This is a genomic window from Sphingobium sp. TomMM7A, assembly GCF_055397305.1.
In genome coordinates this window covers 1,119,885-1,146,150 of the sequence record NZ_AP027311.1, presented here as the reverse complement: position 1 = coordinate 1,146,150, position 26,266 = coordinate 1,119,885, and the positions used below count along the sequence as shown (strand labels likewise).

At 63.2% G+C, this 26,266-nt stretch carries 23 protein-coding genes and 2 tRNA genes; 9 read left to right on the top strand and 16 right to left on the bottom strand.

Going from position 1 to position 26,266, the window contains the following annotated elements:
- Nucleotides 1–97: 97 nt before the first annotated feature.
- From ACZ5ZH_RS05785 to zwf, 5 genes are all read right to left on the bottom strand, one after another.
- Nucleotides 98–610, bottom strand: a complete 513-nt coding sequence (locus tag ACZ5ZH_RS05785; RefSeq protein WP_464772463.1) for a hypothetical protein — start codon at nucleotides 608–610, stop codon at nucleotides 98–100.
- Between the two features lie 53 nt (nucleotides 611–663).
- Entirely contained in the window at nucleotides 664–1,281 is a 618-nt protein-coding gene (gene eda / locus ACZ5ZH_RS05780) for a bifunctional 4-hydroxy-2-oxoglutarate aldolase/2-dehydro-3-deoxy-phosphogluconate aldolase (RefSeq protein ID WP_449473134.1), read from the bottom strand.
- Nucleotides 1,281–2,246, bottom strand: a complete 966-nt coding sequence (glk, locus tag ACZ5ZH_RS05775; protein WP_449473133.1) for a glucokinase — start codon at nucleotides 2,244–2,246, stop codon at nucleotides 1,281–1,283. The genes eda and glk overlap by 1 nt, the downstream gene beginning before the upstream one ends.
- Nucleotides 2,247–2,356: 110 nt before the next feature.
- Nucleotides 2,357–4,183 carry a phosphogluconate dehydratase gene (gene edd, locus ACZ5ZH_RS05770; protein ID WP_464772462.1) on the bottom strand — a complete coding sequence of 609 codons (1,827 nt, stop codon included), beginning with the start codon at nucleotides 4,181–4,183 and terminating at the stop codon, nucleotides 2,357–2,359.
- A complete protein-coding gene (zwf, locus tag ACZ5ZH_RS05765; RefSeq protein ID WP_464772461.1) occupies nucleotides 4,176–5,651 on the bottom strand; it encodes a glucose-6-phosphate dehydrogenase in 1,476 nt (491 codons plus the stop codon). The genes edd and zwf overlap by 8 nt, the downstream gene beginning before the upstream one ends.
- A 198-nt stretch (nucleotides 5,652–5,849) precedes the next feature.
- Here zwf and ACZ5ZH_RS05760 point away from each other — a divergent pair.
- Nucleotides 5,850–5,934 (top strand) — tRNA-Leu (locus ACZ5ZH_RS05760).
- Between the two features lie 348 nt (nucleotides 5,935–6,282).
- On the opposite strand, the gene ACZ5ZH_RS05755 is transcribed toward ACZ5ZH_RS05760, so the two are convergent.
- The 5 genes from ACZ5ZH_RS05755 to ACZ5ZH_RS05735 all read right to left on the bottom strand — a co-directional run bounded on the left by ACZ5ZH_RS05755 (nucleotide 6,283) and on the right by ACZ5ZH_RS05735 (nucleotide 12,855).
- Complete coding sequence (locus ACZ5ZH_RS05755; RefSeq protein ID WP_464772460.1) at nucleotides 6,283–7,422, bottom strand: aminotransferase class I/II-fold pyridoxal phosphate-dependent enzyme; 1,140 nt, start codon at nucleotides 7,420–7,422, stop codon at nucleotides 6,283–6,285.
- Between the two features lie 7 nt (nucleotides 7,423–7,429).
- Nucleotides 7,430–8,119 carry a 6-phosphogluconolactonase gene (pgl, locus tag ACZ5ZH_RS05750; RefSeq protein WP_464772459.1) on the bottom strand — a complete coding sequence of 230 codons (690 nt, stop codon included), beginning with the start codon at nucleotides 8,117–8,119 and terminating at the stop codon, nucleotides 7,430–7,432.
- Nucleotides 8,109–9,125 carry a UDP-glucose 4-epimerase GalE gene (gene galE / locus ACZ5ZH_RS05745; protein ID WP_464772458.1) on the bottom strand — a complete coding sequence of 339 codons (1,017 nt, stop codon included), beginning with the start codon at nucleotides 9,123–9,125 and terminating at the stop codon, nucleotides 8,109–8,111. Before galE ends, pgl begins: the two co-directional genes overlap by 11 nt.
- 242 nt (nucleotides 9,126–9,367) lie before the next feature.
- A complete protein-coding gene (locus ACZ5ZH_RS05740; RefSeq protein WP_460985993.1) occupies nucleotides 9,368–11,542 on the bottom strand; it encodes a 3-hydroxyacyl-CoA dehydrogenase NAD-binding domain-containing protein in 2,175 nt (724 codons plus the stop codon).
- A 104-nt stretch (nucleotides 11,543–11,646) separates the two neighbouring features.
- On the bottom strand, nucleotides 11,647–12,855 hold the full coding sequence (locus ACZ5ZH_RS05735; protein ID WP_460985992.1) for an acetyl-CoA C-acetyltransferase: 1,209 nt from the start codon (nucleotides 12,853–12,855) through the stop codon (nucleotides 11,647–11,649).
- Between the two features lie 149 nt (nucleotides 12,856–13,004).
- Between ACZ5ZH_RS05735 and ACZ5ZH_RS05730 the strand changes: the two genes are divergently transcribed.
- A complete protein-coding gene (locus ACZ5ZH_RS05730) occupies nucleotides 13,005–14,666 on the top strand; it encodes an MFS transporter (RefSeq protein ID WP_460985991.1) in 1,662 nt (553 codons plus the stop codon).
- Between the two features lie 4 nt (nucleotides 14,667–14,670).
- Here ACZ5ZH_RS05730 and ACZ5ZH_RS05725 read toward each other — a convergent pair whose 3' ends face one another.
- Nucleotides 14,671–15,252 (bottom strand): nucleotidyltransferase family protein, encoded by a 582-nt coding sequence (locus ACZ5ZH_RS05725; RefSeq protein ID WP_460985990.1) that lies wholly within the window; start codon nucleotides 15,250–15,252, stop codon nucleotides 14,671–14,673.
- A 193-nt stretch (nucleotides 15,253–15,445) separates the two neighbouring features.
- Here ACZ5ZH_RS05725 and folE point away from each other — a divergent pair, with 193 nt between their 5' ends.
- The 4 genes from folE to ACZ5ZH_RS05705 all read left to right on the top strand — a co-directional run bounded on the left by folE (nucleotide 15,446) and on the right by ACZ5ZH_RS05705 (nucleotide 18,579).
- Nucleotides 15,446–16,054 (top strand): GTP cyclohydrolase I FolE, encoded by a 609-nt coding sequence (gene folE, locus ACZ5ZH_RS05720; protein WP_449473122.1) that lies wholly within the window; start codon nucleotides 15,446–15,448, stop codon nucleotides 16,052–16,054.
- Entirely contained in the window at nucleotides 16,051–16,887 is an 837-nt protein-coding gene (locus ACZ5ZH_RS05715; RefSeq protein WP_449473120.1) for an SDR family oxidoreductase, read from the top strand. Before folE ends, ACZ5ZH_RS05715 begins: the two co-directional genes overlap by 4 nt.
- 53 nt (nucleotides 16,888–16,940) lie before the next feature.
- Nucleotides 16,941–17,717, top strand: coding sequence for an enoyl-CoA hydratase-related protein (locus ACZ5ZH_RS05710; protein ID WP_464772457.1), 777 nt, complete (start codon nucleotides 16,941–16,943; stop codon nucleotides 17,715–17,717).
- A 568-nt stretch (nucleotides 17,718–18,285) separates the two neighbouring features.
- Nucleotides 18,286–18,579, top strand: a complete 294-nt coding sequence (locus tag ACZ5ZH_RS05705; protein ID WP_464772456.1) for a hypothetical protein — start codon at nucleotides 18,286–18,288, stop codon at nucleotides 18,577–18,579.
- Between the two features lie 22 nt (nucleotides 18,580–18,601).
- Here ACZ5ZH_RS05705 and ACZ5ZH_RS05700 read toward each other — a convergent pair.
- The 4 genes from ACZ5ZH_RS05700 to ACZ5ZH_RS05685 form a co-directional block, all read right to left on the bottom strand.
- Nucleotides 18,602–18,677 (bottom strand) — tRNA-Thr (locus ACZ5ZH_RS05700).
- A 30-nt stretch (nucleotides 18,678–18,707) separates the two neighbouring features.
- Nucleotides 18,708–19,568: a hypothetical protein gene (locus tag ACZ5ZH_RS05695; RefSeq protein ID WP_464772455.1), complete on the bottom strand. Its 861-nt coding sequence runs from the start codon at nucleotides 19,566–19,568 to the stop codon at nucleotides 18,708–18,710.
- Complete coding sequence (locus ACZ5ZH_RS05690; RefSeq protein ID WP_464772454.1) at nucleotides 19,565–20,887, bottom strand: replication-associated recombination protein A; 1,323 nt, start codon at nucleotides 20,885–20,887, stop codon at nucleotides 19,565–19,567. Before ACZ5ZH_RS05690 ends, ACZ5ZH_RS05695 begins: the two co-directional genes overlap by 4 nt.
- A 27-nt stretch (nucleotides 20,888–20,914) precedes the next feature.
- Nucleotides 20,915–22,093: a glycosyltransferase family 4 protein gene (locus ACZ5ZH_RS05685; RefSeq protein ID WP_464772453.1), complete on the bottom strand. Its 1,179-nt coding sequence runs from the start codon at nucleotides 22,091–22,093 to the stop codon at nucleotides 20,915–20,917.
- A 120-nt stretch (nucleotides 22,094–22,213) separates the two neighbouring features.
- On the opposite strand from ACZ5ZH_RS05685, the gene ACZ5ZH_RS05680 reads away from it, so the two are divergent.
- The 3 genes from ACZ5ZH_RS05680 to rnr all read left to right on the top strand — a co-directional run bounded on the left by ACZ5ZH_RS05680 (nucleotide 22,214) and on the right by rnr (nucleotide 25,542).
- Nucleotides 22,214–22,432 (top strand): hypervirulence associated TUDOR domain-containing protein, encoded by a 219-nt coding sequence (locus ACZ5ZH_RS05680; RefSeq protein ID WP_196225914.1) that lies wholly within the window; start codon nucleotides 22,214–22,216, stop codon nucleotides 22,430–22,432.
- Between the two features lie 40 nt (nucleotides 22,433–22,472).
- Nucleotides 22,473–23,123 carry an MOSC domain-containing protein gene (locus ACZ5ZH_RS05675; RefSeq protein WP_464772452.1) on the top strand — a complete coding sequence of 217 codons (651 nt, stop codon included), beginning with the start codon at nucleotides 22,473–22,475 and terminating at the stop codon, nucleotides 23,121–23,123.
- Between the two features lie 67 nt (nucleotides 23,124–23,190).
- Complete coding sequence (rnr, locus tag ACZ5ZH_RS05670) at nucleotides 23,191–25,542, top strand: ribonuclease R (RefSeq protein WP_464772451.1); 2,352 nt, start codon at nucleotides 23,191–23,193, stop codon at nucleotides 25,540–25,542.
- A gap of 171 nt (nucleotides 25,543–25,713) precedes the next feature.
- Here the strand turns inward: rnr and ACZ5ZH_RS05665 are convergent, their stop codons facing one another.
- Nucleotides 25,714–26,169: a universal stress protein gene (locus ACZ5ZH_RS05665; protein ID WP_460985984.1), complete on the bottom strand. Its 456-nt coding sequence runs from the start codon at nucleotides 26,167–26,169 to the stop codon at nucleotides 25,714–25,716.
- Nucleotides 26,170–26,266: the final 97 nt, after the last annotated feature.

Genomic DNA, 26,266 nt, shown 5'->3' with positions numbered 1-26,266 from the left:
TGAGCCTGTCGAAGGGCTTCACTTTCTTGAACAACAGAAAAGGGTTTCGACAAGCTCAGCCCGAACGGAAATCTAACGTTCGCGTAGCCCCAAAAATTCAAGGCTGAGCCAGCCGCCCCTTAACCGCATCGATCCGGTCATTCTGCGCATCCACGATCGCCAGCGCCACCTTGCGCGCTGCATCGATCTGCTCCACCCCACCCTTGGCTTTGTCCTCCGCCAGCGCATTGCTGCGCTCGACATAAAGCGTGTCGAGACTGGCGAGCGCCGAAACGCTATCGTTCCTCGCCGCCTCCAGCGCGCTGATCGCAAGCTGCGCCGCGACCCAGGATTCGCTGGACACCGCCGCGCCCGCAGCAGCCCGCGTTGCCCGATCCGCGCCGGGCCATGCCTTGTCGAACGCCGCACTGCCCGCCTGTGCCTGCGCCGCAAATCGGTCAACCTGCGCCCGCAAAGCCGGCTCGGCCTCAACCGGCACCGGAGCAGCCGGAGCTTCTCCCACCGGCGCATTCTCCACCGCCCGCTTGGCGAGTGAAGGATAGCCCGTCAGCGTCCCGGCACAGCCAGAAAGGAAAAGGGCGATGGAAGGGAGCAGCCTACGCAGGATCATGGCGCTGATCTAGGGCGGGAAATCCCTCTGCGCAATGGCGGCAGCGCGAAACGTCAGCGCGGCAGCGCCGCAGCCTCACGCGCCAAAGCCTCGATCTTCGCGGCATCGACCGGCCCCTTGGGCACGACCCAGCTACCGCCGACGCACTTCACAAAGGGTTCGGCCAGCCATTTCGGCGCGCTTTCCGCCGTAATCCCGCCCGTCGGGCAAAAGCGCGCGACATGAAGGGGCGCGGCCAGCGCCTTCAAAGCGGGCAGCCCGCCCGAAGTCTCCGCCGGGAAAAATTTGAAATGGGTAAGGCCCAGGTCCAGCCCGCGCATGATGTCGCCCGCCGTGGCCGTTCCGGGAAGGAACGGCACCCGCGCCGCGATCGCCGCCTTGCCCAGCGGTTCAGTGAGGCCAGGGCTGACGATGAACCGCGCGCCTGCCTCCATTGCCGCGTCCAGTTGCGACGGGTTCAGCACGGTGCCAGCGCCGACCACCGCGCCCTCGACCTTCGCCATCTCGCGGATCACGTCCAGCGCAGCGGGCGTGCGCAGCGTGACTTCCAGCGCAGGCAGGCCGCCCTTAACCAGAGCCTGCGCGATGGGCAGCGCGTCTTCCACCCGATCCACCACCAGCACCGGGATGACCGGCGCCAGCTCCATCACCTGTTCAACGCTGAGCGACATTATTTCTTCTCCCGAAAGGCGGCGGCCGCCCCGTAAAGTCCAATCTCTTCATGCACGGCAAGGCGGATGGGCACCGTCGCCATCAGGCTTTCAAACCGCCCCTTGGCGACGAAGCGCCGATGAAAGCCGCTCTGTGGCAGCAAGCCGCGCATCCGCTGCGTCAGTCCGCCCGCCAGCACGACCGCGTTCGGCCCCTGCGCCAGCGCCAGGTCGCCCACGACCGATCCATAGCAAAGGCACAAGCGATCGAACGCCGCCCGGGCGAACTCGTCCGTGCCGTCAATGGCTGCCTGCCACAATTCGGCATCCTCCATCAGGATGACGCGGTCATGACCGATGGTCGCCATTGCCTTGTAGATATTGTTGAGGCCCGGCCCCGACACGACCCGCTCGGTAGACACGCGCAGGAATTTGTCGCGCAGATAGGCGAGGATCTTTTCCTCCAGCGTATCAAGCGGCGCGAAGTCGATATGTCCGCCTTCGGTCGCGATCACATGCGGCTCGCCGTCGTCGAACGCGATCATCGCGACGCCAAGGCCCGTGCCCGGACCCACCACCGTAACGCCGCCGTCGCGGGGGAAAGGCCGGTCCTGCCCGAACAGCAGCGGCAGATTGTCGTCCGGCAGGCGCGCGACGGCATGCGCTACCGCTTCGAAATCATTGACCAGCCGCATCTGCTTCAGGCCCAGTTCCTCGTCCAGCGTGTCGGGCCTGATCATCCAGCTGCTGTTGGTCAGCTTGATAACATCGCGCCCGATCGCGGTGGCAAAGGCGATCGATGCCGCCTTGGGCAGATTGCCGCCCTCATCATGCGCGAAAGCGGCCCAGCAGGCTTGCAGGTTGGGAAAGTCCGCAACCTTGTATTTCCGCACCTTGCCCAATGTGGGCACGTTCCGCGCGCTCAGTTTGGCGCGAGCAAAGCGGGCATTTGTACCGCCAATGTCGGCAGCGATGATGTCGGTCATAGGACCACTCCAATCATGGCGTCATCCCAGCGCAAGCTGGGTTCTCGTAAGGCCGGGCCGTGCCCTCTCGCCTGAGATGCCAGCAATGCGCTGGCATGACGGGTGGGGGATTATAATTCAGCTTCCATCGCAGCCAGAATCGGCGACGCGCCGCTTTCCGCCAGATCACTATGATGGCGGAAAAGCGCAAATAGTTCGCGGCCCGTGTCATAGGGCGGCGGCGGCGGCACGGGCATCTCGCGCGCGTCCCACTCAACCGTATCGACCAGCGCCTCGATCAATCCCTTGTCAGCACAGACCCGCACTATGTCGCCATCCCGCAGCCTGCCGATCGGCCCGCCACCCAACGCTTCAGGCGACAGATGAATGGCAGCAGGCACCTTGCCCGAAGCCCCCGACATGCGCCCGTCCGTCACCAGCGCCACGCGGAACCCGCGATCCTGCAATACGCCCAGCGCCGGGGTCAGCTTGTGCAATTCCGGCATCCCGTTCGCGCGCGGCCCCTGAAAGCGCACGACGACAACAACGTCGCGCTCCAGTTCGCCCGCCTTAAAGGCGCGCAGGACATCGTCCTGATCGTGGAACACAGCCGCCGGAGCCTCGATGGTCCAGCGTTCCTTCTCGACCGCGCTCACCTTCATGACGCAGCGGCCCAGATTGCCCGCTAGCAGGCGCATGCCGCCATCAGGGCTGAAGGCGCTCGTCACCGGCCGCAGGATGGCGTCATCGCGCGATACCGGCACGTCGCGCCATTGCAGCGCTTCATCCTCCAGCACCGGCTCCTTGCCATAATCGGTCAGGTCGGCCCGAGCGACCGTCATGATGTCCCGGTGCAGCAGTCCGTTGTCCAGCAGCTCGCGGATGACGAAGGACATGCCGCCAGCAGCATTGAAATTATTCACATCGCCCGCGCCGTTGGGATAGACCCGCGCCAGCAGCGGCACGACATCGGAAATTTCCGCAAAGTCGGTCCAATCGACGCTGATCCCTGCCGCCCGCGCTATCGCTGGCACATGGATCGCATGGTTGGTCGATCCGCCGGTAGCCATCAGGCCGATGATGGCGTTGACGATCGCCTTCTCATCGATGCAATGGCCGAGCGGCCGGTAATCATCGCCGTCCCAACCGATGCTGGCCAGCCGATGCACCGCCGCCCGCGTCAGTTCGCTGCGCAACTTTGTACCCGGATTGACGAAGGACGCGCAGGGCATGTGCAGGCCCATCACTTCCATCATCATCTGGTTGCTGTTCGCCGTGCCGTAGAAAGTGCAGGTGCCCGCGCCATGATAGCTGGCGCTTTCGGACTCCAGCAGCTCATCCTTGCCGACCTTCCCCTCGGCATAAAGCTGGCGGATGCGGACCTTTTCCTTGTTGGCGAGGCCCGACGGCATCGGCCCGGCGGGGATCAGGATCGTCGGCAGATGCCCGAACCGCAGCGCGCCGATCAGCAGCCCCGGCACGATCTTGTCGCATATGCCCAGCAGCGCCGCACCCTCGAACATCGCATGGCTGAGCGACACCGCCGTCGCCAGCGCGATCGTGTCGCGAGAAAAGAGCGACAGGTCCATGCCCGCCTGACCCTGCGTTACGCCGTCGCACATCGCCGGGACACCACCCGCGACCTGCGCCGTGGCGCCCACCTCACGCGCGGCGATCTTGATCGCTTCGGGGTAGCGGCCATAGGGCTGATGCGCCGACAGCATATCATTATAGGCGGTGACGATGCCGATATTCATCGCGCCGCCCGTGCGGATCACCGGCTTGTCCTCGCCGCTCGCCGCAAAGCCATGGGCGAGGTTGCCGCAGGACAGTTGCGCGCGGTTGGTCCCGGCGTCGCGGCCCCGCTCGATCAGGTCCAGATATTGGCGGCGGCGCGGCGCGCTCCGCTTTACGATGCGTTCGGTGACCTTCGCGATCACCGGATGAAGATCAGTCATGCCAGCTGGCTCCGTCTCGTTCAATCAGGGCAATGGCCGAAGACGGCCCCCAGTTCCCCGAAGCATAGGGCGAAGGCTTCACCCCTGCTTCCTTCCAGCCGTCGATGATGGAATCGATCCATGTCCACTGCGCTTCGACCTCGTCCCGGCGCACGAACAGCGTCTGGTCGCCCGCCAGCAGATCCAGGATCAACCGTTCATAGGCGATCCGCCGCCGCTGCCCGGCAAAGGCAGCGGTCAGCGACACGTCCAGCGTCACCTCTTCCAGATGAACGTCTCGCTCCAGCCCCGGCCTTTTGCTCATGATCAGCAGGCGGATATATTCGTCGGGCTGAAGCCGGATGATCAGCGTGTTGGGTTCTAGCCCCGAACCGCCGCCCGAATGTTGCCCGTCGCGGCCGAATATCGAATGGCGCACAGGCTTGAATTGAATCTGGATTTCCGACTGGCGCGTCGGCATCCGCTTGCCCGTCCGCAGATAGAAAGGCACGCCCTGCCAGCGCCAATTGTCGATATGGGCTTTCAACGCGACGAAGGTTTCGGTGTCGGAAGCCTTGCCCAATTCGTCACTATAGCCGGTGACGATCTCACCGCCGACCGCGCCCGGCGTATATTGGCCGCGTACGCTGTTGGTCTTCACCGTCTCCGCCGTCATCGGGCGCAGTGACCGCAGCACCTTCACCTTCTCGTCACGGACGGCGGTCGGGTCCATACGGGCGGGGGGCTCCATCGCGATGATCGACAGAATTTGCAGCACATGGTTCTGCACCATGTCGCGCAGCGCGCCGACGCCGTCATAATAGGAAACCCGGCCTTCGAGGCCGACCGTTTCGCCCACCGTGATCTGCACATGGTCGATCGCCGTGGCGTTCCACAACGGCTCGAACATCACATTGCCAAAGCGCAGGGCGAGCAGGTTCTGCACCGTCTCCTTGCCCAGATAATGGTCGACCCGGAAAATCTGGCTTTCGTCGAACAACGCGCCGATGCCGTTATTGACCTCCTTCGAAGAAGCGAGGTCCTTGCCGATCGGCTTTTCCATCGCGATCCGCGTCGTCGGTGTGATGAGGCCCGCGTCCGCCAGCCCCTGCGCCGTGGGCGCGAAGAGGGAAGGGGGCGTCGAAAGATAGACCGACAGCCCGCGCTCCGCCCGTCCATCGAGCCGCTTCGCCAGCTTCTTGAATTGCTCCGGGTTCCCCGCTTCGACCGGCTCATACCCGATCATCGCCTTCAGCCGCGCCGCGACTTCCGCATCATAGCGATCAGCGCCGACGAACTTTTGCAGCGCCTTGTCGATGTCGGCGCGAAACGCCTCGTCATCCATCTCCGTACGCCCCGACGCCACGATCATGAAGTCATCGGGCAGCAGACCGTCGCTAAGCAGATTGTAGAGCGACGGAAAGATCATGCGGTGCGCCAGATCGCCGGTGGCACCGAAAAGCAGGAATGTGGCAGACGGATCGGTCAAAGGATGCCCTTTTCCGTTGGGAGGAATTTTTCAGGTCTGCACGAAACGGTCCTATAGCGGTACGGTTTCGTTACGCAAGCAGGCTATCGGCGCACAGCCGCCCCTGCAACCGCCCGACAGCCTTATCATGCACGCGATCTGATTTTTGTCTGGACGCTGGCAGCTGATTTTGCCATTTGGCGCGGGCAGGCCATGCACGCGGGCGTGGTGAAACTGGTAGACGCGCCGGACTCAAAATCCGGTTCCGAAAGGAGTGTCGGTTCGATTCCGACCGCCCGCACCATCCTCCCCACCGACAAAAGAATGACCCGGCAGCACGAAGCCGCCGGGCCAAGGGGACTTTTACCAGGTAAAAGCCTCGGGTCGCGGGGCTTCCCTAGCGCAAAAAGATGACAATTCCAGTTAATCGGCAGCGGTCCATCCATAATGGATCAAACAGCGAGTCAACATTCACCCAGCCGTATTCGTGAGCAGAGACCCCCACAGCTTCACGTCATAAACAACTTTACGTCATGCCAGCGAAAGCTGGCATCTCGGGCGATACGGCACGGCTTAGCCTCACGAGATCCCCACCTTCGTTGGGATGACATAGACCTTTCCGAACTTCCTCCGCGCCTCCGAGTGGAAAAAACTAAACCCGCTGCCGCTGCGCCCCAAACCATGGCACCAGCCGCCTGATCGCTTCCTCCACCCTGTCCGTCGACACGGCAAAGCTGATGCGGATATGCCGGTGCCCATCCACCGGATCAAAATCGATACCCGGCGCCGTCGCCACCCCGGTCTCCTCCAGCAACCGCTGGCAAAAGCCGAGGCTGTCATCCGTCAAATGCCCCACATCTGCATAGATGTAGAAGGCCCCATCCGGCGGCGCGATCTCCTTCAACCCCAGCGAAGGCAGCGCCGCCAGCAGCAACTCCCGGTTCCGCCGATAATTCGCGACATGCCCCTCCAGCTCATCGAGGCAGTCAAAAGCCTTCAACCCCGCATGCTGGGCGAGGGAAGGGGGCGTCAGGAACAAATTCCCCATCCGCGCCCGCGCCGCCTCGACCAGCGCCTGCGGAAACACCACCCAACCAAGCCGCCACCCGGCCATGGAAAAATATTTCGAAAAGCTGTTCACGACCACCGTGTCGGGCGCGAACTCCAGCATCGAATGCGCCGCCTCGCCATAGGAGAGGCCGTGATAAATCTCGTCCGACACGATTCTGATCCCGCGCCGCGCACAAACCTCTGCGATTCGCGCCATTTCGTCAGCAGGAATGATCGTGCCCGTCGGATTGGCCGGGCTCGCGATGATCACGCCATCGGGCGCAGGCTCCATCGCCTCCAGCGCCGCCGCGCTGATCTGGTATCGCTCGGCAGGCCCGCAATCCACTTCGACCGGTTCGAGATAGAGCGCCTTCAGCGTATTGCGATAAGCGACATAGCCCGGCCGCGCTGTCGCAACGCGCGCGCCCGGCGCGAACAGGCAACTGAGCGCCAGCACCAAGCCGGGCGAAGCGCCGCAGGTCAGCAATATCTGCTCCGCGGCCACCGCAACGCCATAGCGTTCCCGATACAGCAGCGCGATCCGCTCCTTCAGCGCCGGGCTCTCCCAATAGCCCATCGGATCGCTGTCCAGCACCCGATGCGCCTCGGCAATCGCAGCGGCAGGCGCGCCGGTCGAAGGCTGGCCGAACTCCATATGCAGGATCGACCGCCCCTCGGCCTCCAGCCGATGCGCCTCCACCCCAATGGCGATGGCATGAAAAGGATCAATCTGCGCAATCATGCGCGCCTTACTCCGAAAGCCAGACCTCGACCGACACGCCATGCTGGCACAGCGCCACCCGGATCGGCAGCTCCTCAACTGGCCCGCCAGCCAGCGCGCGGTCATAAACCGCCTTCTTCGCCGCGCCACCGATTTGCAGGAAGATATGCCGACTCTTCAGGATGGCCTTGGCGCTAAGCGACATGCGCTGATGCGGCGCGGCAGGCGGCGTCACGGCCAGCGTCAGCGCGCTCGTAGCCAGCCCCTCGGCCAGCTCCTTCGCCTCCGGGAACAGCGAAGCCGTATGCCCATCCTCGCCCATGCCGAGCAGCACGATGTCGAGCGGCCAAGGCAGCTCCGCCAGTGCCGCTTCACACGCAGCCTGCCCCGCATAGGCATCCGCAGCGTCATTCTTCATGGCCACAAACCGCGCCTTCGCCGCTGCGCCTTGCAACAGCGTCTCGCGAACCAGCCGCTCGTTGCTGTCCGCATGATCGGGCGCCACCCATCGCTCATCGACCAGGGTCACGATGACCTTGCCCCACTCCAGCGCCGCGCCCGAAAGCGCTTCCAGCACCGGCCGAGGCGATCGCCCGCCTGACAGCGCGATCGTCGCCACCCCCCGCGCTGCGATCGCATCGCCCAGTACGAACTCGATCCGCCGCGCCATGTCGGCCGCCGCCAGACCGCCATCAACAAAAAGATGCTCAGTGGGCATCGCGGTCGCCCCCTATGTCAGTCAGCTTGCGCTCCCACGCCAATGCATGAGTGACGATCTGGTCCAGATCGGCATGGCGCGGCTGCCACGGAAATTCCGCCATGATCGCCCGATTGTCGGAGATCAGCGAGTCCGGATCGCCCGCGCGCCGCCCTCCCATCCGCCGGTCGATCTTGATGTTCGTCACCCGATCGACCGCATCCAACACTTCCAGCACGGAAAAACCGCGCCCATAACCGCAATTTAGCAGATAATTCTGTTCGGGCCTGGCCATCAGGGCATCCAGCGCCAGCACATGCGCCGCCGCCAGATCGGTGACATGGATATAGTCGCGCACGCCCGTCCCGTCGGGCGTATCGAAATCGGTGCCGAACACCGACACAAACTCCCGCTTGCCCAGCGCCGCCTCGACCGCCACCTTGATCAAGTGCGTCGCGCCCGCCGTCGACTGACCCGTCCGCCCCTGCGGATCGGCGCCCGCGACGTTGAAATATCGCAGCGCGCAGAAGTTCATCGCATGCGCCGCGCTGACATCGCGCAGCATATATTCGGTCATCAGCTTGGACATGCCATAGGGATTGATCGGCCGCTGCGGTGTCGTCTCCTTGACGGGGCTTTCCTCCGGAATGCCATAGGTCGCGGCGGTCGAGGAAAAGATGAAATGCGGCACGCCCACTGTCACCGCGCTCTCGATCAGATCGCGGGTCTTGGCGCTATTGTTGTGATAATATTTGAGCGGGTTCTCGACCGATTCCGGCACCACGACGGACCCGGCAAAGTGCATGATCGCCTTCACGTCGTAATCGCGCAGAGCTTGTTGCACGAGTGGCTGGTCGGCAATATCGCCCTCAACGAAGGCCACATCGTCCGGCACCGCCCAACGAAAACCCGTCACCAGATTGTCGATCACAACGACGCCATAACCGGCATCGCGCAGCGCCAGCACCGCATGGCTTCCAATATAACCGGCACCGCCCGTGACCAGAACCGTGGGCTTTTCGCTCATAAAAAGGACGTCTCCCGAAAATGTCGGGCGAGACCTAACGCACTGTCCAAACGATTGACAGCCTTCCGTGTTGCGCTGCGAGATCAATCGGACGAACACCGCGACCGGGGTGGCATGGCATCACTCTCACCCAACCTCCGTTCGTCCTGAGCTTGTCGAAGGACTTTTCTTCTTAGAAAGAGAAGGCTTCGACAGGCTCAGCCCGAACGGGGGTGAGGGACCTAAATCGCGAGCTTCAGCCTTCAAGCCGCAGCCTTCACCCCATCGTCATAAAAAGCCACCCCGCTCGCCGCCATATCCTGCAACTGCAAGGTCGGCGCAAAGCGATCCCCATGCCGCGCCGCCAGCCGCTCCAGCACGGCCACCACATGGCCGATCCCGACCGTATCCATGTGGGAAAACGGCCCACCCGTCCAAGGCGCAAAGCCCCAACCAAAGATCGCGCCCAAATCGCCATCTTCCACCGTCTCCAGCACGCCCTCCTCATAACAGCGGGCGCATTCTACCAGCTGCCGATAAAGCAGCCGTTCCTTCACCTCTTCCACATCAGGCTGCACCGCCGCGCGCGGAAACATGTCTTCCAGTCCTGGCCATAGATGCTTCTTGTCGCCCTCGGGATAATCATACCATCCCTTCGCGCTCTTGCGCCCAAGCCGCCCCAGCTCGACCATGCGCGCCATCACCGCGTCGGATGGCTGCGCTACATAGGCATCACCCAATTCCTTCTGCGCGGCGACCACGATCTTGTGGCCCAGCTCGATGGACACTTCGTCACCAACAGCCAAAGGCCCGACCGGCATCCCCAATTGCCGCCCGGCATTTTCGATAAGCGCCGGGTTGATCCCCTCGGCCACCATCTCGACGCCTTCCTGCACATAGGTGCCGAAACAGCGCGAGGTATAGAAACCGCGCGAGTCATTGACGACGATCGGCGTTTTCTTGATCTGACTGACGAAATCCAGGGCCTTGGCGATCGCGGCGGGGCCGGTCTCCTTGCCCAGGATGATCTCGACCAGCGGCATCTTCTCCACCGGGGAAAAGAAGTGGATGCCGATGAAATTGGCGGGCTTGCTCCATGCGTTGGCGAGCTTGGTGATCGGCAGCGTCGACGTGTTGGACCCGAAGATCACATCAGACCCTAAAACTTCCTCGAGCTTCTTGGTCACCTCCGCCTTGATCGCGACATCCTCGAACACGGCTTCGATCACAAAATCAGCCCCGGCGAGCGCCGCGTAGTCGGTCGTCGGCGTCACGCGGGCCAGCGTTTCCGCCATTTTTTCTGGCGTCATGCCACGGCCCAGCCGCTTCTTCAGCACATCCTCGACATGCGCCTTGCCTTTCTCGGCATAGGCGAGGTCGCGGTCGAACAGCATGACCTCCATGCCCGCCTGCGCCGCCACCGTCGCAATCCCCGCTCCCATCATGCCCGCGCCCAGCATGGCGAGCTTCTTCGTCGGCGCCTTGGGTTGATCCTTCGGCCGCCGCGCGCCGCGTTCGGCGGCATTTTTGTTCACGAACAGGCTGCGGATCATGTTCGCCGCCTGCGGTTCCGCAGCGACCTTGGCGAAATATTTGCTCTCCACCCGTATCGCCCGATCAAACGGCAGCAGAGCGCCTTCATAGACCGCCGACAGCAGAGCCACCGGCGCATTCATGTTCCGCTGCGTCTGCTTCAAAGTCATCGGTACCGCGCCGACCATCATCTGCACGAAGGCAGGGTTGAACGCGCCCGCACCGCCCGGAAACTTGAAGCCCTTTACATCCCACGGCTGCGCGCTGGCGGACGGATTGGCCTTCACCCACTCTTTCGCCTTAGCGACCGCCGTGCCTTGCGGCACGACTTCATCGACGGCCTTCAGCATCGCCGCTTCGGCCGGGCGGAACAGCTTGCCCTGCAACATATACATCAGCGCCGCCTGCACGCCGATCAGGCGCGGCAGGCGCTGCGACCCGCCGCCGCCAGGGAAAAGGCCGATCAGGATTTCCGGTAGGCCCAGCTGCGTCCTGGGGCTGTCTCCCACTACCCGCCGGTGACAGGCCAGCGCCAGTTCGAACCCACCGCCGACGCAGGTCCCCTCGATCGCACAAGCCACCGGCTTGCCGCATGTCTCCAGTCGCCGAAAGAGCTGATTGAGTACGAAAACCTTGTCGAAAATGTCGGCCGGGGCAGAGCGCTTGCCCGTCGCGCTCGCCAGCATCGACCCGAAATATTTCAGGTCCATGCCCGCCATGAACCCGCTATCCTTGCCCGAAGCAATCACCGCGCCCTTGATCGCTTCTTCCGAACCGATGCGCACGATTGCCTCGTCTAGATCGGCGAGGAAATCGGGACCGATGACATTCATCGACTGACCCGGCACGTCGATAGTCAGCGTGGCGATGCCGTCCGCATCGATGTCAAAATTGATGGTCTGCATAAAGCTACTGCCTCTCAACTCCGTTCGCCCTGAGCTTGTCGAAGGGCTTTTCTTTTCTTCAAGAAAGAGAAGGGCTTCGACAGGCTCAGCCCGAACGGAAAATTCTACATGCGCTCGATAATAATCCCTGTCCCCATGCCCGCACCCACGCAAAGGTTCACCAACGCCGTGCCCTTGCCCGACCGTTCCAGCTCATCCAGCGCCGTGCCCAGTACCATCGCACCAGTCGCGCCCAGCGGATGGCCCATGGCAATCGCGCCGCCATTCACATTGATCTTGTCATGGTCGAGGTCCATCGCCTGCATGTAGCGCAGCACCACGCTCGCAAAGGCCTCGTTCAGCTCCCACAGGTCGATGTCATGGCTGCTCATCCCCGCCCGGTTGAGCAGCTTGCCCGCGACGAACTCCGGCCCCGTCAGCATGATCAGCGGCTCGGACCCGATCGATGCCATTGCCCTGATCCGGGCGCGGGGCTTCAAGCCATATTTATCGCCCATGTCCTTGTTGCCGACCACTACAGCCGCCGCGCCATCGACGATGCCCGAACTGTTGCCCGCATGATGGACATGGTTCACCCGCTCCAGTTCAGGATATTTGAGCAGCGCGATCGCGTCGAAGCCCGGCATTTCCTCACCCAGCGCGGTAAAGCTCGGTTTCAGCGCAGCGAGCGACTGCATCGTCGCGTCGGGCCGCATATGCTCGTCATGGTCCAGCACCACGGAACCGATCACATCACGCACAGGAATGATCGATTTGGCAAAGCGTCCTTCGTCCCACGCTGCCTTCGCTCGCCGCTGGCTCTCCACCGCATAGGCGTCCGCATCGTCGCGGCTAATGCCGAACTTCGTCGCGATCACATCGGCGCCGATGCCCTGGGGCGCGAAATAGGTCTTGTAGGCGACCGCCGGGTCCATCGCGATCGCGCCGCCGTCAGATGACATCGGCACCCGGCTCATCGATTCGACGCCGCCGCCGATCGCTAGGCCCGCTTCGCCCGAATAGACCTTCGCCGCCGCCATGTTCACCGCTTCCAGTCCCGACGCGCAAAACCGGTTGATCTGCACGCCCGGCACCGTCTGCTCATAATCGGCGTTCAACACGGCCGCGCGCGCGATGTCGCCGCCTTGTTCGCCGACCGGTGTGACGCAACCAAGTATCACATCGTCCACGTCAGCCGTGTCGATGGCGTTGCGGTCCCGCACTGCCTGCAACACCTGTGTCGCCAGCTGGATAGGGGTGATTTCATGCAACGACCCGTCCGGCTTCCCTCGACCTCGGGGCGTCCTCACGGCATCGTAGATAAAGGCTTCCATCGCTCGGTCATTCCTCTCCGCTTGGCGTCCAGCGTGCCGCAAATGTATTTACGTTTACGTAAAGTGCAAGCCTATTCGCTTTAACATTGAACTGCTTTCCTTCCTTCCGCGTTTGACGCTCCAATCGTTTTCGGGTTCATGCATTTTCAGTGTCAGAGGCAGATTCTCCTCCAGCGCCATCGCCCTTCGCCATCCCCATCTTCCGCGCGGTATGGTTCGCCAGCCTCGCGTCCAACTTCGGTGGGTTGATCCAGTCGGTCGGCGCGGCATGGATGATGACCTCGCTGTCGGGCTCGCCCATGCTCGTCGCGCTGGTGCCCGCATCGACAACCTTGCCGATCATGCTGCTCTCGCTATGGGCAGGCGCGGTCGCGGACAATCTTGATCGTCGCCTCGTCATGCTCGCCTGCCAGCTGTCGATGCTCCTGGTATCGGCGTCGCTCGCGCTATTCGCTTGGGCAGGGCTGCTCACGCCCTGGTCGCTCCTTGCCTTCACCTTCCTCGTCGGCTGCGCCACCGCTATCAACGGCCCCGCCTGGCAAGCATCGGTCGGCGACATGGTCCCACGTTCCCAACTGCCCAGCGCCGTCGCGCTCAACAGCATGGGCTTCAACCTTGCGCGCAGCGTCGGCCCCGCACTCGGCGGCATCATCGTCGCAGCCGCAGGCGCCGCCGCCGCGTTCCTCACCAATGCGCTGAGCTATATCGCCCTGACCATCGTGCTCCTCCGCTGGCAGCCGGAACGCGGGCCGAAGCTCCTGCCGCGCGAACGCCTCGGCCTCGCGATGAGGGCAGGCGCGCGCTATGTCGCCATGTCGCCCAAGATCCAGCTCGTCCTCCTGCGCGCGGCAGCTTTCGGCATCGGCGCGAGCGCGGTGTCCGCCCTCATGCCTCTAGTGGCGCGCGACCTGTTGAAGGGCGACGCCCTTACCTTCGGCATCCTGAGCGGCGCCTTCGGCATCGGCGCAGTCCTGGGCGCGCTCTCGTCAGGCAGGCTCCGCCGCCGCTTTGCTATCGAAACCATCGTGCGCTCGGCCGCCCTTGCGCTGGCAATAGGCACCGCTATCACGGCTTCCACCGGCTGGCTGCTTGTAACGATAGCGGGGCTCCTGCTCTGCGGCGCAGGCTGGGTCATCGCGCTGTCGACCTTCAACGTCTCGGTCCAGATGTCCGCTCCCCGATGGGTGCTGGCGCGGGCTGTGGCCCTTTACCAGATGACGGCGTTTGGCGGCATGGCACTGGGCGCCTGGCTGTTCGGCTGGCTGGCGGAGCATATGGGCGTGGTGACGTCGCTCCACGTCGCCGCCGGGGTGCAGTTCGTGGCGGCGATGGTCGGCCTTTTCCTACCGCTATCCCAGACCGGCGACGAAAATCTCGACCTCCTGAACCGCTGGCAGGAACCGCAGACCTCGGTGCCCATAGAACCACGCAGCGGCCCAGTCGTCATCACCATCGAATATCGCATCCCGGCGGGTTCCGTCGTGCCGTTCCTCACCGCGATGAGCGAGCGCCGCCGCATCCGCCGCCGCGACGGCGCGCATGGCTGGTCGCTGCTAAGAGACCTCGCCGACCCCGAATTATGGGTCGAGCGTTATCACGTCTCCACGTGGCTGGACTATGTCCGCCACAACAGCCGCCGGACCATGGCTGACACCACCAATTCCGACGCCCTCGCAGCATTGCACAGCGGACCTCATCCGCCAGTCGTTCATCGCATGCTGGAAAGGCAGACCGGTTCGCTACCGATCGGCCGGATGCCCGACGTGCGGGAGATGGACGACCCGATGACCGACCCGACCCGGTCGAGCTGATCGCCTATCCGTGCGGCAGGTCGTCCGGCGTGTCGATATCGACGAGCGAACTGCTCATCGCTTCGATCTGAAGCCCTCGGCTTAACAGCGCCCTAGCGCCCTGATCACCGCGCAGGGTCAGCAACTCGGGAAAATGCTTTCGTCCGATGAAGGCGGGCGGCGAGGAGGAAAAGCCGTCCGTACTCGCCACCACCGACCGCACATCCTCCGCTGCCAGGCATATCCGGTTATAATGCGACTGCTGCACATAGGGCATGTCGGCCAGGCAGATGAGAATGCCCCGGCAGCGCCTGATCGGCATGACATGATTTACGGCCAGCACGATACTGCTCGCCAGCCCCTCTTCAGGCTTGTCATTGACCAATATGCTGTAGCCGCGCCTCTCCAGTTTCCGGTGAATGTCAGGAGCATCCCCGATCGGCCGCGTCACCGCCACCAGTTCCGCGAAGGCGAGGGAGGCGACGGCTTCCAACGTATGGGCCACGACCGGCTTGCCATTGAGGTCGGCCATCAACTTGTCCGCCTCGCCAAAGCGCGACGACGTCCCCGCGGCTAGCAACACGGCTGCGATCCGTTCAGTTCGCACGCTTCAGCCTTGCTGCCGTGGATGGGGGACGGGCGACGGGACGGCCATGCTTATCGGATCGGCTTCTTGTGATGCGCGTTGATGTGCCACCCGGCATGACCCCTGTCCATAGCATAGGTAAAGGGGGCTGGCGTTCCGCAAACATAGCCGCCATATGCGCCCTGAACAAAGATAATGAGGAGTAGTGTCGGCCATGGACTATGATCCCGATGCCGAGGCTGTAGGCGAAGCGACAAAGGAAGCGGTGCCCGTCGATGTGGCAGATGCTATCCGCACGTTGATCCGCTGGTCGGGCGACAATCCGACGCGAGAAGGCCTGCTCGAAACGCCAGAACGCGTCGCGCGGGCGTGGCGCGAATATTGCCGTGGCTATGGCGACGATCCGGCCTATCATCTGTCGCGCATCTTCCACGAAGTGGGCGGCTATGACGATATCGTTCTGCTGAAGGACATACCGTTCCAGTCGCATTGCGAACATCATATGGCGCCGATCATCGGCCGCGCGCACATCGCTTATCTGCCCGGCAAATATGTGGTCGGCATTTCAAAGCTGGCGCGCGTTCTGCACGCCTTCGCCAACCGCCTTCAGGTCCAGGAACGCCTGACCGCCGAAGTCGCCAACTGCATCTGGGAACATCTGAAGCCTCAGGGCGTGGCCGTAGTGATCGAAGCGACGCATGGTTGCATGACCGGGCGGGGCGTTCGCACACCCAATGTGCTCATGAAAACCAGTCGCATGCTCGGCGTATTCCGCGAGGACGAAAAAAGTCGCGAGGAAGTGCTGAAGCTCATCGAATCGTGAGCGGCGAGGAAACACCCGCTTACCGGCCCCTTGGCGGCGCGCGCGGGCAGGCCGAAGGACCGCTGCCGCTGGCGAACAAGCGCTTGGCGCTGATCACCGGCGGCCACAGGCGGCTGGGCGGCGTCATTGCCGCCGGGTTCGCGCGTGTCGGCTATTCGCTCGCCATTCACGGCAGCCATGATACCCGGCTGGACTCGGCGCTTGCCCTGACGCTCGATGAAAATGGCACGGAATGGGACGGCTTCACCGCCGACTTCTCTGATCCTGAAAGCGCCGAGGAACTCGTCGCCAAGGTCGCCGAACGCTTCGGTCGTCCGCCCGACATATTGGTGAACAGCGCCGCGATTTTCGGTCAGGACCGGCTGGACAATGTCTCCGCCGACGATCTGATGCGGCATTATGCCGTCAACTGCGCCGCGCCCGCGTTACTCACAAAATCGTTCGCAACCATACCGGCCGGGGTGGCGGATCGGTGCATCATCAATATCCTTGATCAGCGGATCGATCATCCGCACGCCGATCAGCTGGCCTATACCTTGTCGAAGTCGGCGCTGGCGGGGCTAACCCGCCTTTCCGCCGCCAGCCTCGCTCCGCATATCCGGGTCAACGCAGTCGCGCCCGGCCTCACCATCGCAACGCCCGATTATGATGAGGCGCAGATGGAACGGCTGCAATCGGCCATGCCGCTCGGCCGCTTGCCGCTGGCGGAGCAGATTGCGGAGGCGGTCCTCTATCTGGCGCAGGCGAGCGCCGTTACCGGGCAAACGCTTTATGTCGACGGTGGCGCACATATGCGCAGCTACGACCGCGACTTCATGCATATGGGACGGTGATCGGCGGCGGCTGTTGCTGCCCCGCTGCACCGCAGATTTGAAGGAAGATGACGATGAGCTTCGAAACGATTTTGGTCGAACAGCGCGAAGCGGTGACGCTGGTCACGCTTAACCGTCCGCAGGCGCTGAACGCACTCAACACGCAAGTTCTGGCGGACCTCAGCGCCGCTTTCGCGGCCTATGACGCCGATCCCTCGCAACTGTGTCTCGTGCTGACGGGTAGCGAAAAAGCCTTCGCCGCAGGCGCGGACATCAAGGAGATGGTCAGCAAGGAAGCCGCCGACTTCTTCCTGGAGGACTTCTTCTCCGGCTGGCAAAAACATGTGGTGGCGACGCGCAAGCCGTGGATCGCCGCTGTCGCGGGCTTCGCGCTGGGCGGTGGGTGCGAACTGGCCATGATGGCCGACTTCATCATCGCGGCAGACACGGCCAAATTCGGTCAGCCGGAAATCAAGCTAGGCGTCGCGCCGGGCATGGGCGGGTCGCAGCGCCTGACCAAGGCGGTCGGCAAGGCGAAGGCGATGGAAATGTGCCTGACCGGCCGCATGATGGGCGCGGAGGAAGCCGAGCGTTCGGGCCTCGTGTCGCGCATCGTACCGGCGGCGGAGCTGCTGGATGACGCGCTCAAGACCGCTGCGGCGATCGCTGCCATGCCGCCCATGGCGACCATGGTGAACAAGGAAATGGTGAACCTCGCCTTCGAAACCATGCTGGAGCAGGGGCTACTGACCGAAAGGCGTCTGTTCCAGCTGCTCACCGCCACGGAAGATCGGGTAGAGGGCATGACCGCCTTCGTTGAGAAGCGCCCGGGCGTGTGGAAGGGCCGCTAACCGGCGCGAAAAAATATCCACACTTATCCACAGCTTTAGACAGGGGCTGTCGCTGAACCGTCAGATTCCGCTTTGAACGACTCACATTTGGTGAGACCTTCGGGTTATCGAAACGAAAGAAGAAACGGAGAAATCCGGATCATCAAATCGGCGATCATATCAAAGATTTGACTAACGTTTCGGTCATCAGGCTGAAATTGGAACTGCAAGGTTCGAATGGAAACTGATGGTCTTCTAAGGCCCATGTCATGCACGCGCGAAAGCGAACGTCGGACATGGAATTTTGAAGACAGCTGCGGAATATGGCGAATAGCCGGACAGCCGGAGCAGACACGATGCCAAACCTTCTCGGTAGAAGCATCGCGCGCCGAGTCCGATGATCGCATCCTGAAAGGGAAGCGGATCCGGGACACGACGGAAGTGGGGACCGACAGCGATGTCGGCCCCCATTTTGCTTTTGGGCCGCCCTGCGCCGGTCCACATTATCCAAAAGTCTATGTCTCTTTATTGCCAATCCATCGGCGCGGCTCTTATGTACTCTATGAGGAGGATAGAGAAGGATCGCATCATGGATGACCAGCTGAATTCGTCGGTAACGGAGGACAGACGCAATTTTCTGAAGACCTGCGGCAGGTTTGCGGCAACGGTCCCGCCCGCCATGACCATCCTTTTATCCACTTCACTAAGCTCCGAAGCCATCGCCGCATCCAGTGGCGGTGGGGGCGGAGGCGACCGAGGCCCCAGGGACAGCGGCCCCAAGCCCGGCCCCGATTCCACGCCCAAATATGGCTCACTCGACACTGGGATAAAGACAGTGGAAGTGCGGCGGGATAAACCGGAAAATAAAAAGGGCGGTTTCTAAAACCGCTGCCTCGCAAGAGCGATGGTGCCGGCTAGAGGGTTCGAACCCCTGACCCCCTGATTACAAATCAGGTGCTCTACCAACTGAGCTAAGCCGGCACGTCGTTTGGACGGAAAAGCGCCTTACTATCAGATGACACCGAACGTCCAGCCCTCCGTTGCGGCAATATGCGGATTGAGCCCGGGCGGGGTCCAGATGCCCGGACTTGGCGCGACGTTGCGCATCCAGGCGGCAGTGACGATCGCGTCCGCGCCATGATCATCCGGCGGCAATCCCTCATAGGGCTGAGAGCCGAGCGCGGATAGCGCATCGTCCAAAGCGCCAATGTCCCGCATCTTCGTCCGCCCCTTGGGGCGGCCCGCCGCCCTCGCCGCGATGCTGGTATAAATCTCCACCACCAGCGACCCGTCGCGCGGCATCGGGTCGAATGGCCAGACGGGAACATGATTTCGCACCTGATGGAGCAGGCGCATCCCGGCAAAGCTCGCCTTCGCCACCTGAGCCGCGCCGATCGCGTCATAGACGGTGGACGGCTTGCCCCCACCGCCCGCATTATAATGCGCTTCGCACACCCGGTTATGCATGAAGTCCGCCTTCACCCCGTCCGCCTTGCCGAAGTAGAAGTGGCGGCGATGCGTGACGTGCAGCAGGCTGCCCGCACCCAGATCGGGATCATCGCAAACGCTATCCACATAGGCCCAGAAGTCAGGCCCCGTCACCGGCACCTCATCGCCCGGCAGATACGCATCCCGCGCCACGAAGGGCGGCGCAAAGCTGAAATCGAACCCAAACAGCGTCGGCACCTCCGCAGCTGCTCCAATCAGCCATTCCGCCACCGCCGCGCGGGACCAGAAGCCGCCGTCTTTCGGATGGATAAGCCGGGGAACTGCATCACCACGCTCGCACAGCGCCACCGCTATCCCCTTGTGCCGCATACCCTTCGCGCCTGACCAATCGATCGCGGCATAACGGGTAAAGCGAGGCGTCATTCGCCTCCGCCGCGCTCGGCCCGCAGCTTGTCCCAATAGGCCATGCGCTCGGCTATGCGCGCCTCGAATCCGCGATCAGTGGGCGCAAAGAAGGTCTGAGGCTCCATCTCTTCGGGCCAATAATTGTCGCCCGAAAAGCCCTCAGCGCTGTTATGATCATATTGATAGCCCTTGCCATAGCCGATGGTCTTCATCAGCCGGGTAGGGGCGTTCAGGATATTCTTCGGCGGCATCAGCGACCCTGTATCCCGCGCTGACTTCCAAGCCGCCTTCATGGCGGCATAAGCCGCGTTCGACTTGGGAGCCGTCGCGCAATAGAGGCACGCCTGCACGATCGCCAACTCCCCCTCGGGGCTTCCCAGAAAGTCATAGCTATCCTTGGCCGCAAGGCACTGCACCAACGCCTGCGGGTCGGCGAGCCCAATATCCTCACTCGCAAAGCGCACCAGCCGACGTAGTACGTAAAGCGGCTGCTCCCCCGCCGTCAGCATCCGCGCCAGATAATAGAGCGCCGCCTGTGGGTCCGATCCGCGCAACGCCTTATGCAGCGCCGAGATCAGGTTGTAATGCCCCTCCCGGTCCTTGTCATAGACCGCCATGCGCCGATGCAGCAGCGCCGACAGCCCAGCCGGGTCAAGCGGCTCGCCAATATCGATGGAATACAGCGTCTCGACCTGATTAAGCAGGAACCGCCCATCGCCATCCGCACTCGCCAGCAAGGCATCCCGCGCCGCCGCAGTAAGTGGCAAAGGCCGCTGCGTGATCGCCTCCGCCCGGTCCAGCAACAGCTCGAGCGCGGCGGCATCCAGCCGATGCAGGATCAACACCTGCGCCCGCGACATCAACGCCGCGTTCAATTCGAAACTGGGATTCTCCGTGGTCGCCCCTACCAGAGTCACGGTCCCATCCTCGACGAAGGGCAGGAAGCTGTCCTGTTGCGCCCGATTAAACCGATGGATCTCATCCACGAACAGCAGCGTCTTGTCCCCGCGCCGGGCATGCTCCTTGGCCGCCGCAAAGACCTTCTTGAGGTCCGCCACGCCCGAAAACACGGCGGAGATCGGCTCGAACCGCATATCCACCGCGTCGGCCAGCAGCCGCGCGATCGTCGTCTTGCCCGTACCCGGAGGCCCCCACAGGATGATGGACGAAAGCCGCCCAGCCGCCACCATCCGCCCGATCGCGCCTTCCGGCCCGGTCAGATGCTCCTGCCCCACGACATCGGCCAAAGTACGCGGCCGCAGGCGGTCGGCCAGCGGGGCATTCTCCCCGGCATCACCGGGCTCGTTCACGGCATCGGAAGCAAAAAGATCGACCATCGCCCCGATATAGGCAAAGTGCGCGGTTTAAGGAACCGGGCTGGAGCGCAACCGCGCGCCGTGCGTCCGCTGGCGAATCACGCGGACATAGGTATCGACCAGCGCTTGATTCACCTGATCCCATCCATATCGCTCCGCCTCCGCCATGGCGGCAGCCCCGGCATCGGCCCGCGCATGAGGATCGGTGCAATAGCTCGCCAACGCATCGGCAAAGGCCCCGATCGCCCCCGGACGGATCAGGCGGCCCGTCACGCCCTCGGTGACAAGGCTCTCACTACCCGTCGCCCGCGCCGCCACCGTGGGAAGCGCACAAGCCATCGCCTCCAGCGTCACATTGCCGAACGTCTCGGTGATCGAGGGATTGAAGAGCATATCCATGCTGGCGACCGCGCGGCCCAACTCATCACCCTTCTGGAACCCGGTGAAAACAGCGTCCGGCAGCCGGTTCTGGAACCACTCCCGCGCGGGGCCTTCGCCGATGATCAGCACCTTGTGCCGCACATCGCGCATCTTCAGCTGGTCGATCGCATCGGAAAAGACGTCCAGCCCCTTTTCCATCACCAGACGTCCGATGAAGCCGATCACCGGCTGATCATCCTCTATCCCGAGCGACCGCCGCCACGCCATGTCGCGACGTCCCGGATTGAAGATGTCCCGATCGATCCCCCGCGTCCAGATGCCGACATCATAGCTCATCCGCTGTTCGCGCAGCAGCTGCGCCATGGACTCCGAAGGCGCGACTATAGCATCGCAGCGCCGGTAAAATCGCCGCAGCATTGATTCGATGACAGGCTCCAGAAAGGCCAGCCCATAATAGCGCGGATAGGTTTCAAACCGCGTATGGACCGAAGCCACCGCCGGAAGCCCGCTGTTCCTCGCCCATGTCACCGCCCGGTGCCCCAATGGATCGGGGCTCGACACATGAACCAGATTGGGCCGAAACCGCTTCAGGTCGCGCCGGACATGCCCCGACATGCGATAGGGCACGCGATATTCCTTCCGCCCCGGTATCGCCAGGGATGGCGCGCTCACCAGATCGCCTGTCGGCTCGAATGCAGGCGTCGCGACCGTCGGCGAATAGACGCGCACAGCCGCGCCCTGACGCAGCAAATAGCCCACAAAGCGGTTGAGCGCCTGGTTCGCGCCATCGCGCACATAATTGTAATTGCCGCTGAAGAGCGCGACGCGAAGGCCAGTAACGTCCATCTGCCGCGCCTTAACCCAGCAAAACGAAAAACCCAAGGGAACCGCATCCGCAACAGGGATTTTTGTCGTCATGACCGTATCGAAACGCCGCCATGATGTGGCGGCAGGAGAAGGATGAAGATGTCCGAAGCTTTCCGCAGGGGGATGCGCGTTAAGTGGAATTGGGGGCAGGGCGTAGGCCGCGGACGCGTGGCCGAACGGTTCGACCGCCATGTCGAAAAGACGATCGAAGGCGCACTGATCCGCCGCAATGGAACGGCGAAGAACCCCGCCTATCTCGTCCAAACCGACAGCGGCAGCGAAGTATTGAAACTGGCGTCGGAACTAAGCCGCGCCTGACCCCCTCGCCAACATTCCGCGCCGCTGTCATAGGGGCGGAATGGCTGAGCATCTTACCATCGAGGCGTTGCTGACCGGCACGCCCATGCCCTTTCGCGACGGTGACTATAGCGCCATCGCGAAACGGCCAATGGATGGCGTCGTCCGCATCGGATGGCAGGGGCTTGAAGGGGATTCCGTCGCCGACCCTGTCCATCATGGCGGGTGGGACAAGGCGATCCACCTCTACCCCCAGGACCATTATGATTGGTGGCGCGAACGAAAGCCTGATCACCCGTTGCTTCAGGCTCCCGGCGCTTTCGGCGAAAACATTGCTTCCCTCGGCATGACGGAGGAGGAAATTTGCCTCGGCGATCGCTTCTCCCTGGGCAGCGCGCTGGTGGAAGTCAGCCATGGACGCCAACCCTGCTGGAAGCTCGATCACCGCTTCGGTTCGCGCGACATATTGGCCACCATCGTGAAGACCGGCCGCGCAGGTCTCTATTTCCGCGTGCTGCGCGAAGGGGAGGCGGAAGCGAAAGGGCGCATGGAACTGCTCGACCGTCCGTTGCCTGAATGGCCCATCGCACGGGTCTTTCGCCTGCTGATCGGCGGGCGGCACAAGGTTGAACCCGACGCTGTCCGGGCACTGGCGGGCATGCCCGTCCTGGCGGAAGTTTGGCGCGACCGCGCGCGTAAGTTGGTGGAATAGCAGGCAGCACCGCAAATCTCGATCAAGCCATCTGGTACGCTGCTCGGGCCTTCCCTATAGCTGATCCATGGCATCGACCCAAAAGCAGAAGAAACCCGAAAAAGTCCGGCCCGCCGGCTTCCCCACTCGTGATCAGGTGATGGAATTCGTCACCTCCTCCGATCAACCAGCGGGCAAGCGGGAAATCGCCAAAGCCTTCGGCCTCAAGGGGCAGGAAAAGATCGCGCTGAAAGCGTTGCTGAAGGATATGGCCGACGAAGGGCTGCTGGACATCGGCCCCGCGCGCGCCTTCCACAAAATGGGCGGCGTGCCAAAGGTCACCGTCCTGCGCATCGTCGATGTCGACGGCACCACCCTCATCGCCACGCCCGAGCGCTGGGAAGCCGAAGGCCAGCCCGCGCCGCGCCTCCGTGTAATGGAACGCGGCAAAAGGGGCGCGCTGACCATCGGCGACCGCATCCTCGCCCGCACGGAAGAGGCCGGACGCGGCTGGGTCGCCCACCCGATGAAGAAGCTCGCCAAGGCGACCGAGGAACTGCTTGGCGTGGTGGAAGCGGGGGAGGGCGGCAAGCTGTGGCTGCGCCCCGTCGACAAGCGCATCCGCAAGGACACGCCGATCAGCGACGCGGGCAATGCCAGCCCCGGCGATCTCGTTCTGGCCGAACCCGTAGGTCGCCCGCCGCGCATCAGTGCCCGCGTAACCGATATATTGGGCGATCCCTTCGCGCCCCGCAGCTTCAGCCTCATCGCGATCCACAAATATGGCATTCCGCACGTCTTCCCTGAAAAGGTAGAGGATGAGGCTGTCGCCGCTTCGAACATCGCCCTGAATGAGGACAAGCGCGAGGATTTGCGCCACCTGCCCATCGTCGCGATAGACCCCGTCGATGCACGCGACCATGACGACGCCGTCTGGGCCGCACCGGACGAAGACCCCGCCAATCCCGGCGGCTATCGCGCCATCGTCGCCATCGCCGACGTCAGCTACTATGTCCGCCCCGGTAGCGCGCTCGACAAGGAAGCCCGCAAGCGCGGCAACAGCGTCTATTTCCCCGACCTCGTCGTCCCCATGCTGCCGCACCAGCTGTCATCCGACATGTGCTCGCTCCGCGCCGGACAGGACCGCGCAGCCATGGCCTGCCACCTCACCATCGACGCATCCGGCAAGGTCACCGCCTGGCACTTCACCCGCGCCTTCATCCGCGTCGCCGCCGTCCTGGCCTATGAAGACGCTCAAGCCGCAATCGACGGCACATCTCCCCTCCCGCAAGCGGGAGGGGCCGGGGGTGGGCAAGGCGAAACCTCACCAAATCAACCCGACCTCCTCGAAACCGCCCTAAAACCCCTCTGGTCCTGCTGGAAACTCCTACGCAAAGCCCGCGACAAGCGCGACCCGCTAGCCCTCGACCTCCCCGAACGCCGCGTCGTCCTCGATGAAAATGGCAAGATCGTCAGCGTCGCCGTCCGCGAACGGCTCGACGCGCATATGCTGATCGAAGATTATATGATCGCCGCCAACGTCGCCGCCGCCAAGGCGCTGGAAGGCAAGAAGGCCCCCGTCATGTACCGCGTCCACGAACCGCCCAGCCGTGACAAGCTGGTCGCGCTCAAGGACTATCTCGCGACCTTCGACATCGACTTCGCGCTGGGGCAGGTCATCAAGCCCTCAACCTTCAATCGCCTGATCGACCGCATCGGCGAGGCGGAGGAAAAGCCCCAGATCATGGAGCAGATCCTGCGCAGCCAGACCCAGGCCTATTACAGCCCCGCGAATATGGGCCATTTCGGCCTCGCGCTCGGCTCCTATGCGCATTTCACCTCGCCCATCCGCCGCTACGCCGACTTGCTGGTCCACCGCGCGCTCGTCGGCGGCTACAAGCTCGAACTCCCCGCGCCCAAGGGTGGCGCGCTGCCGGACCGCACCTCGCTCAGCGCCGACGATCATGAAAATATGGGCCGCGTCGGCGAGATGATCAGCCAGCATGAACGCCGCGCGATGGAGGCGGAGCGGGAGACGATCGACCGCTATGTCGCCGCCTTTCTCGCTGCTCATGTCGGCGAAATGGTCAACGCACGCATCACGGGCGTGCAAAATTTCGGCTTCTTCGCGACGGTGGAGGGGCTTGGCGGCGATGGCCTCGTCCCGGTGTCCACTATGGGCGACGAACGCTTCTTCTTCGACGAAGCAGGCCGCGCGCTGGAAGGCGTGGAGAGCGGCGACCGCTACACCGTCGGCCAGCATCTCCAGCTACGCCTTGCCGAAGCCGACCCGATCAACGGCTCGCTGCGCTTCGAACTCCCCGACGCCCCACCGCAACGGCCGAGCTTCAAGAAGGACAGAACACGTCCCGGCGCGAAACGCGGCCGCCCCGCAAACATCCGGCACATGGGCGCAAAACGCGGCAAGCACCGCCGCTGAGACTTATTCCAATCCCTCTTCTGCGCACCACCTATTTCCGTTCGCCCTGAGCCTGTCGAAGGGCTTTCCTTTCTGGAGAGAAGTAGAACCGTTGGCTATCGCCGCCCTTCGGGTCGACAGGCTCAGGGCGAACGGAAATAGGAGGCGGTGCCAATCTCTAAAGCATAAACCTTAGCTCAGCCGGTCAATCGCCTCCGCACTCAACCCACCGGGAATGACCATGATAGGGCAGGGCAACTTCCCCGCGTCCGCCCCCGCAAAGTGCGACACCAGCGCGCCCGGATGCCCGCTCGCCGCCGCGCCCAGCACCAATGCCGCGACATCGGGCATCTCGTCCAGCGTCTCGCGCACCAGTGCCACCGCGTCACCCTGTCGCACGGTAATGCTCGGGCGAATACCGGACTCCTCGGTCAACGTACCTGCCGCGCTGGTGACGAGCGCCTCGGCCCGCTGCCGCGCTTCATCCTCCATCGTCGCCTGTACGCCGCCCCACTGCACGAACTCGGCGGGCGGCACGAGCGCGAGGATGCGGATAGACCCTGCCGTCTTCGCCGCGCGCCGGGCCGCGAAACGCAGCGCCGTCTCCGCCTCCGGCGATTCGTCCACTACAACCAGATAAGTCCGCATAGCTCCCGCACCCCACGCCAAAATGGGCAGCTTGGTCTCCCACTGCCTTCCTGTCTGAACCCATCTGGTAAATTATGAACCAGTCTGGTGAAATGTG

Bases quoted from the DNA above. Each gene is read 5' to 3' on its own strand.
- ACZ5ZH_RS05785 (WP_464772463.1), bottom strand. From the start codon at position 610: ATGATCCTGCGTAGGCTGCTCCCTTCCATCGCCCTTTTCCTTTCTGGC.
- eda (WP_449473134.1), bottom strand. From the start codon at position 1,281: ATGTCGCTCAGCGTTGAACAGGTGATGGAGCTGGCGCCGGTCATCCCG.
- glk (WP_449473133.1), bottom strand. From the start codon at position 2,246: ATGACCGACATCATCGCTGCCGACATTGGCGGTACAAATGCCCGCTTT.
- edd (WP_464772462.1), bottom strand. From the start codon at position 4,183: ATGACTGATCTTCATCCGGTGATCGCGAAGGTCACCGAACGCATCGTA.
- ACZ5ZH_RS05755 (WP_464772460.1), bottom strand. From the start codon at position 7,422: ATGATTGCGCAGATTGATCCTTTTCATGCCATCGCCATTGGGGTGGAG.
- pgl (WP_464772459.1), bottom strand. From the start codon at position 8,119: ATGCCCACTGAGCATCTTTTTGTTGATGGCGGTCTGGCGGCGGCCGAC.
- galE (WP_464772458.1), bottom strand. From the start codon at position 9,125: ATGAGCGAAAAGCCCACGGTTCTGGTCACGGGCGGTGCCGGTTATATT.
- ACZ5ZH_RS05740 (WP_460985993.1), bottom strand. From the start codon at position 11,542: ATGCAGACCATCAATTTTGACATCGATGCGGACGGCATCGCCACGCTG.
- ACZ5ZH_RS05735 (WP_460985992.1), bottom strand. From the start codon at position 12,855: ATGGAAGCCTTTATCTACGATGCCGTGAGGACGCCCCGAGGTCGAGGG.
- folE (WP_449473122.1), top strand. From the start codon at position 15,446: ATGGACTATGATCCCGATGCCGAGGCTGTAGGCGAAGCGACAAAGGAA.
- ACZ5ZH_RS05710 (WP_464772457.1), top strand. From the start codon at position 16,941: ATGAGCTTCGAAACGATTTTGGTCGAACAGCGCGAAGCGGTGACGCTG.
- ACZ5ZH_RS05705 (WP_464772456.1), top strand. From the start codon at position 18,286: ATGGATGACCAGCTGAATTCGTCGGTAACGGAGGACAGACGCAATTTT.
- ACZ5ZH_RS05695 (WP_464772455.1), bottom strand. From the start codon at position 19,568: ATGACGCCTCGCTTTACCCGTTATGCCGCGATCGATTGGTCAGGCGCG.
- ACZ5ZH_RS05690 (WP_464772454.1), bottom strand. From the start codon at position 20,887: ATGGTCGATCTTTTTGCTTCCGATGCCGTGAACGAGCCCGGTGATGCC.
- ACZ5ZH_RS05685 (WP_464772453.1), bottom strand. From the start codon at position 22,093: ATGGACGTTACTGGCCTTCGCGTCGCGCTCTTCAGCGGCAATTACAAT.
- ACZ5ZH_RS05680 (WP_196225914.1), top strand. From the start codon at position 22,214: ATGTCCGAAGCTTTCCGCAGGGGGATGCGCGTTAAGTGGAATTGGGGG.
- ACZ5ZH_RS05675 (WP_464772452.1), top strand. From the start codon at position 22,473: ATGGCTGAGCATCTTACCATCGAGGCGTTGCTGACCGGCACGCCCATG.
- rnr (WP_464772451.1), top strand. From the start codon at position 23,191: ATGGCATCGACCCAAAAGCAGAAGAAACCCGAAAAAGTCCGGCCCGCC.
- ACZ5ZH_RS05665 (WP_460985984.1), bottom strand. From the start codon at position 26,169: ATGCGGACTTATCTGGTTGTAGTGGACGAATCGCCGGAGGCGGAGACG.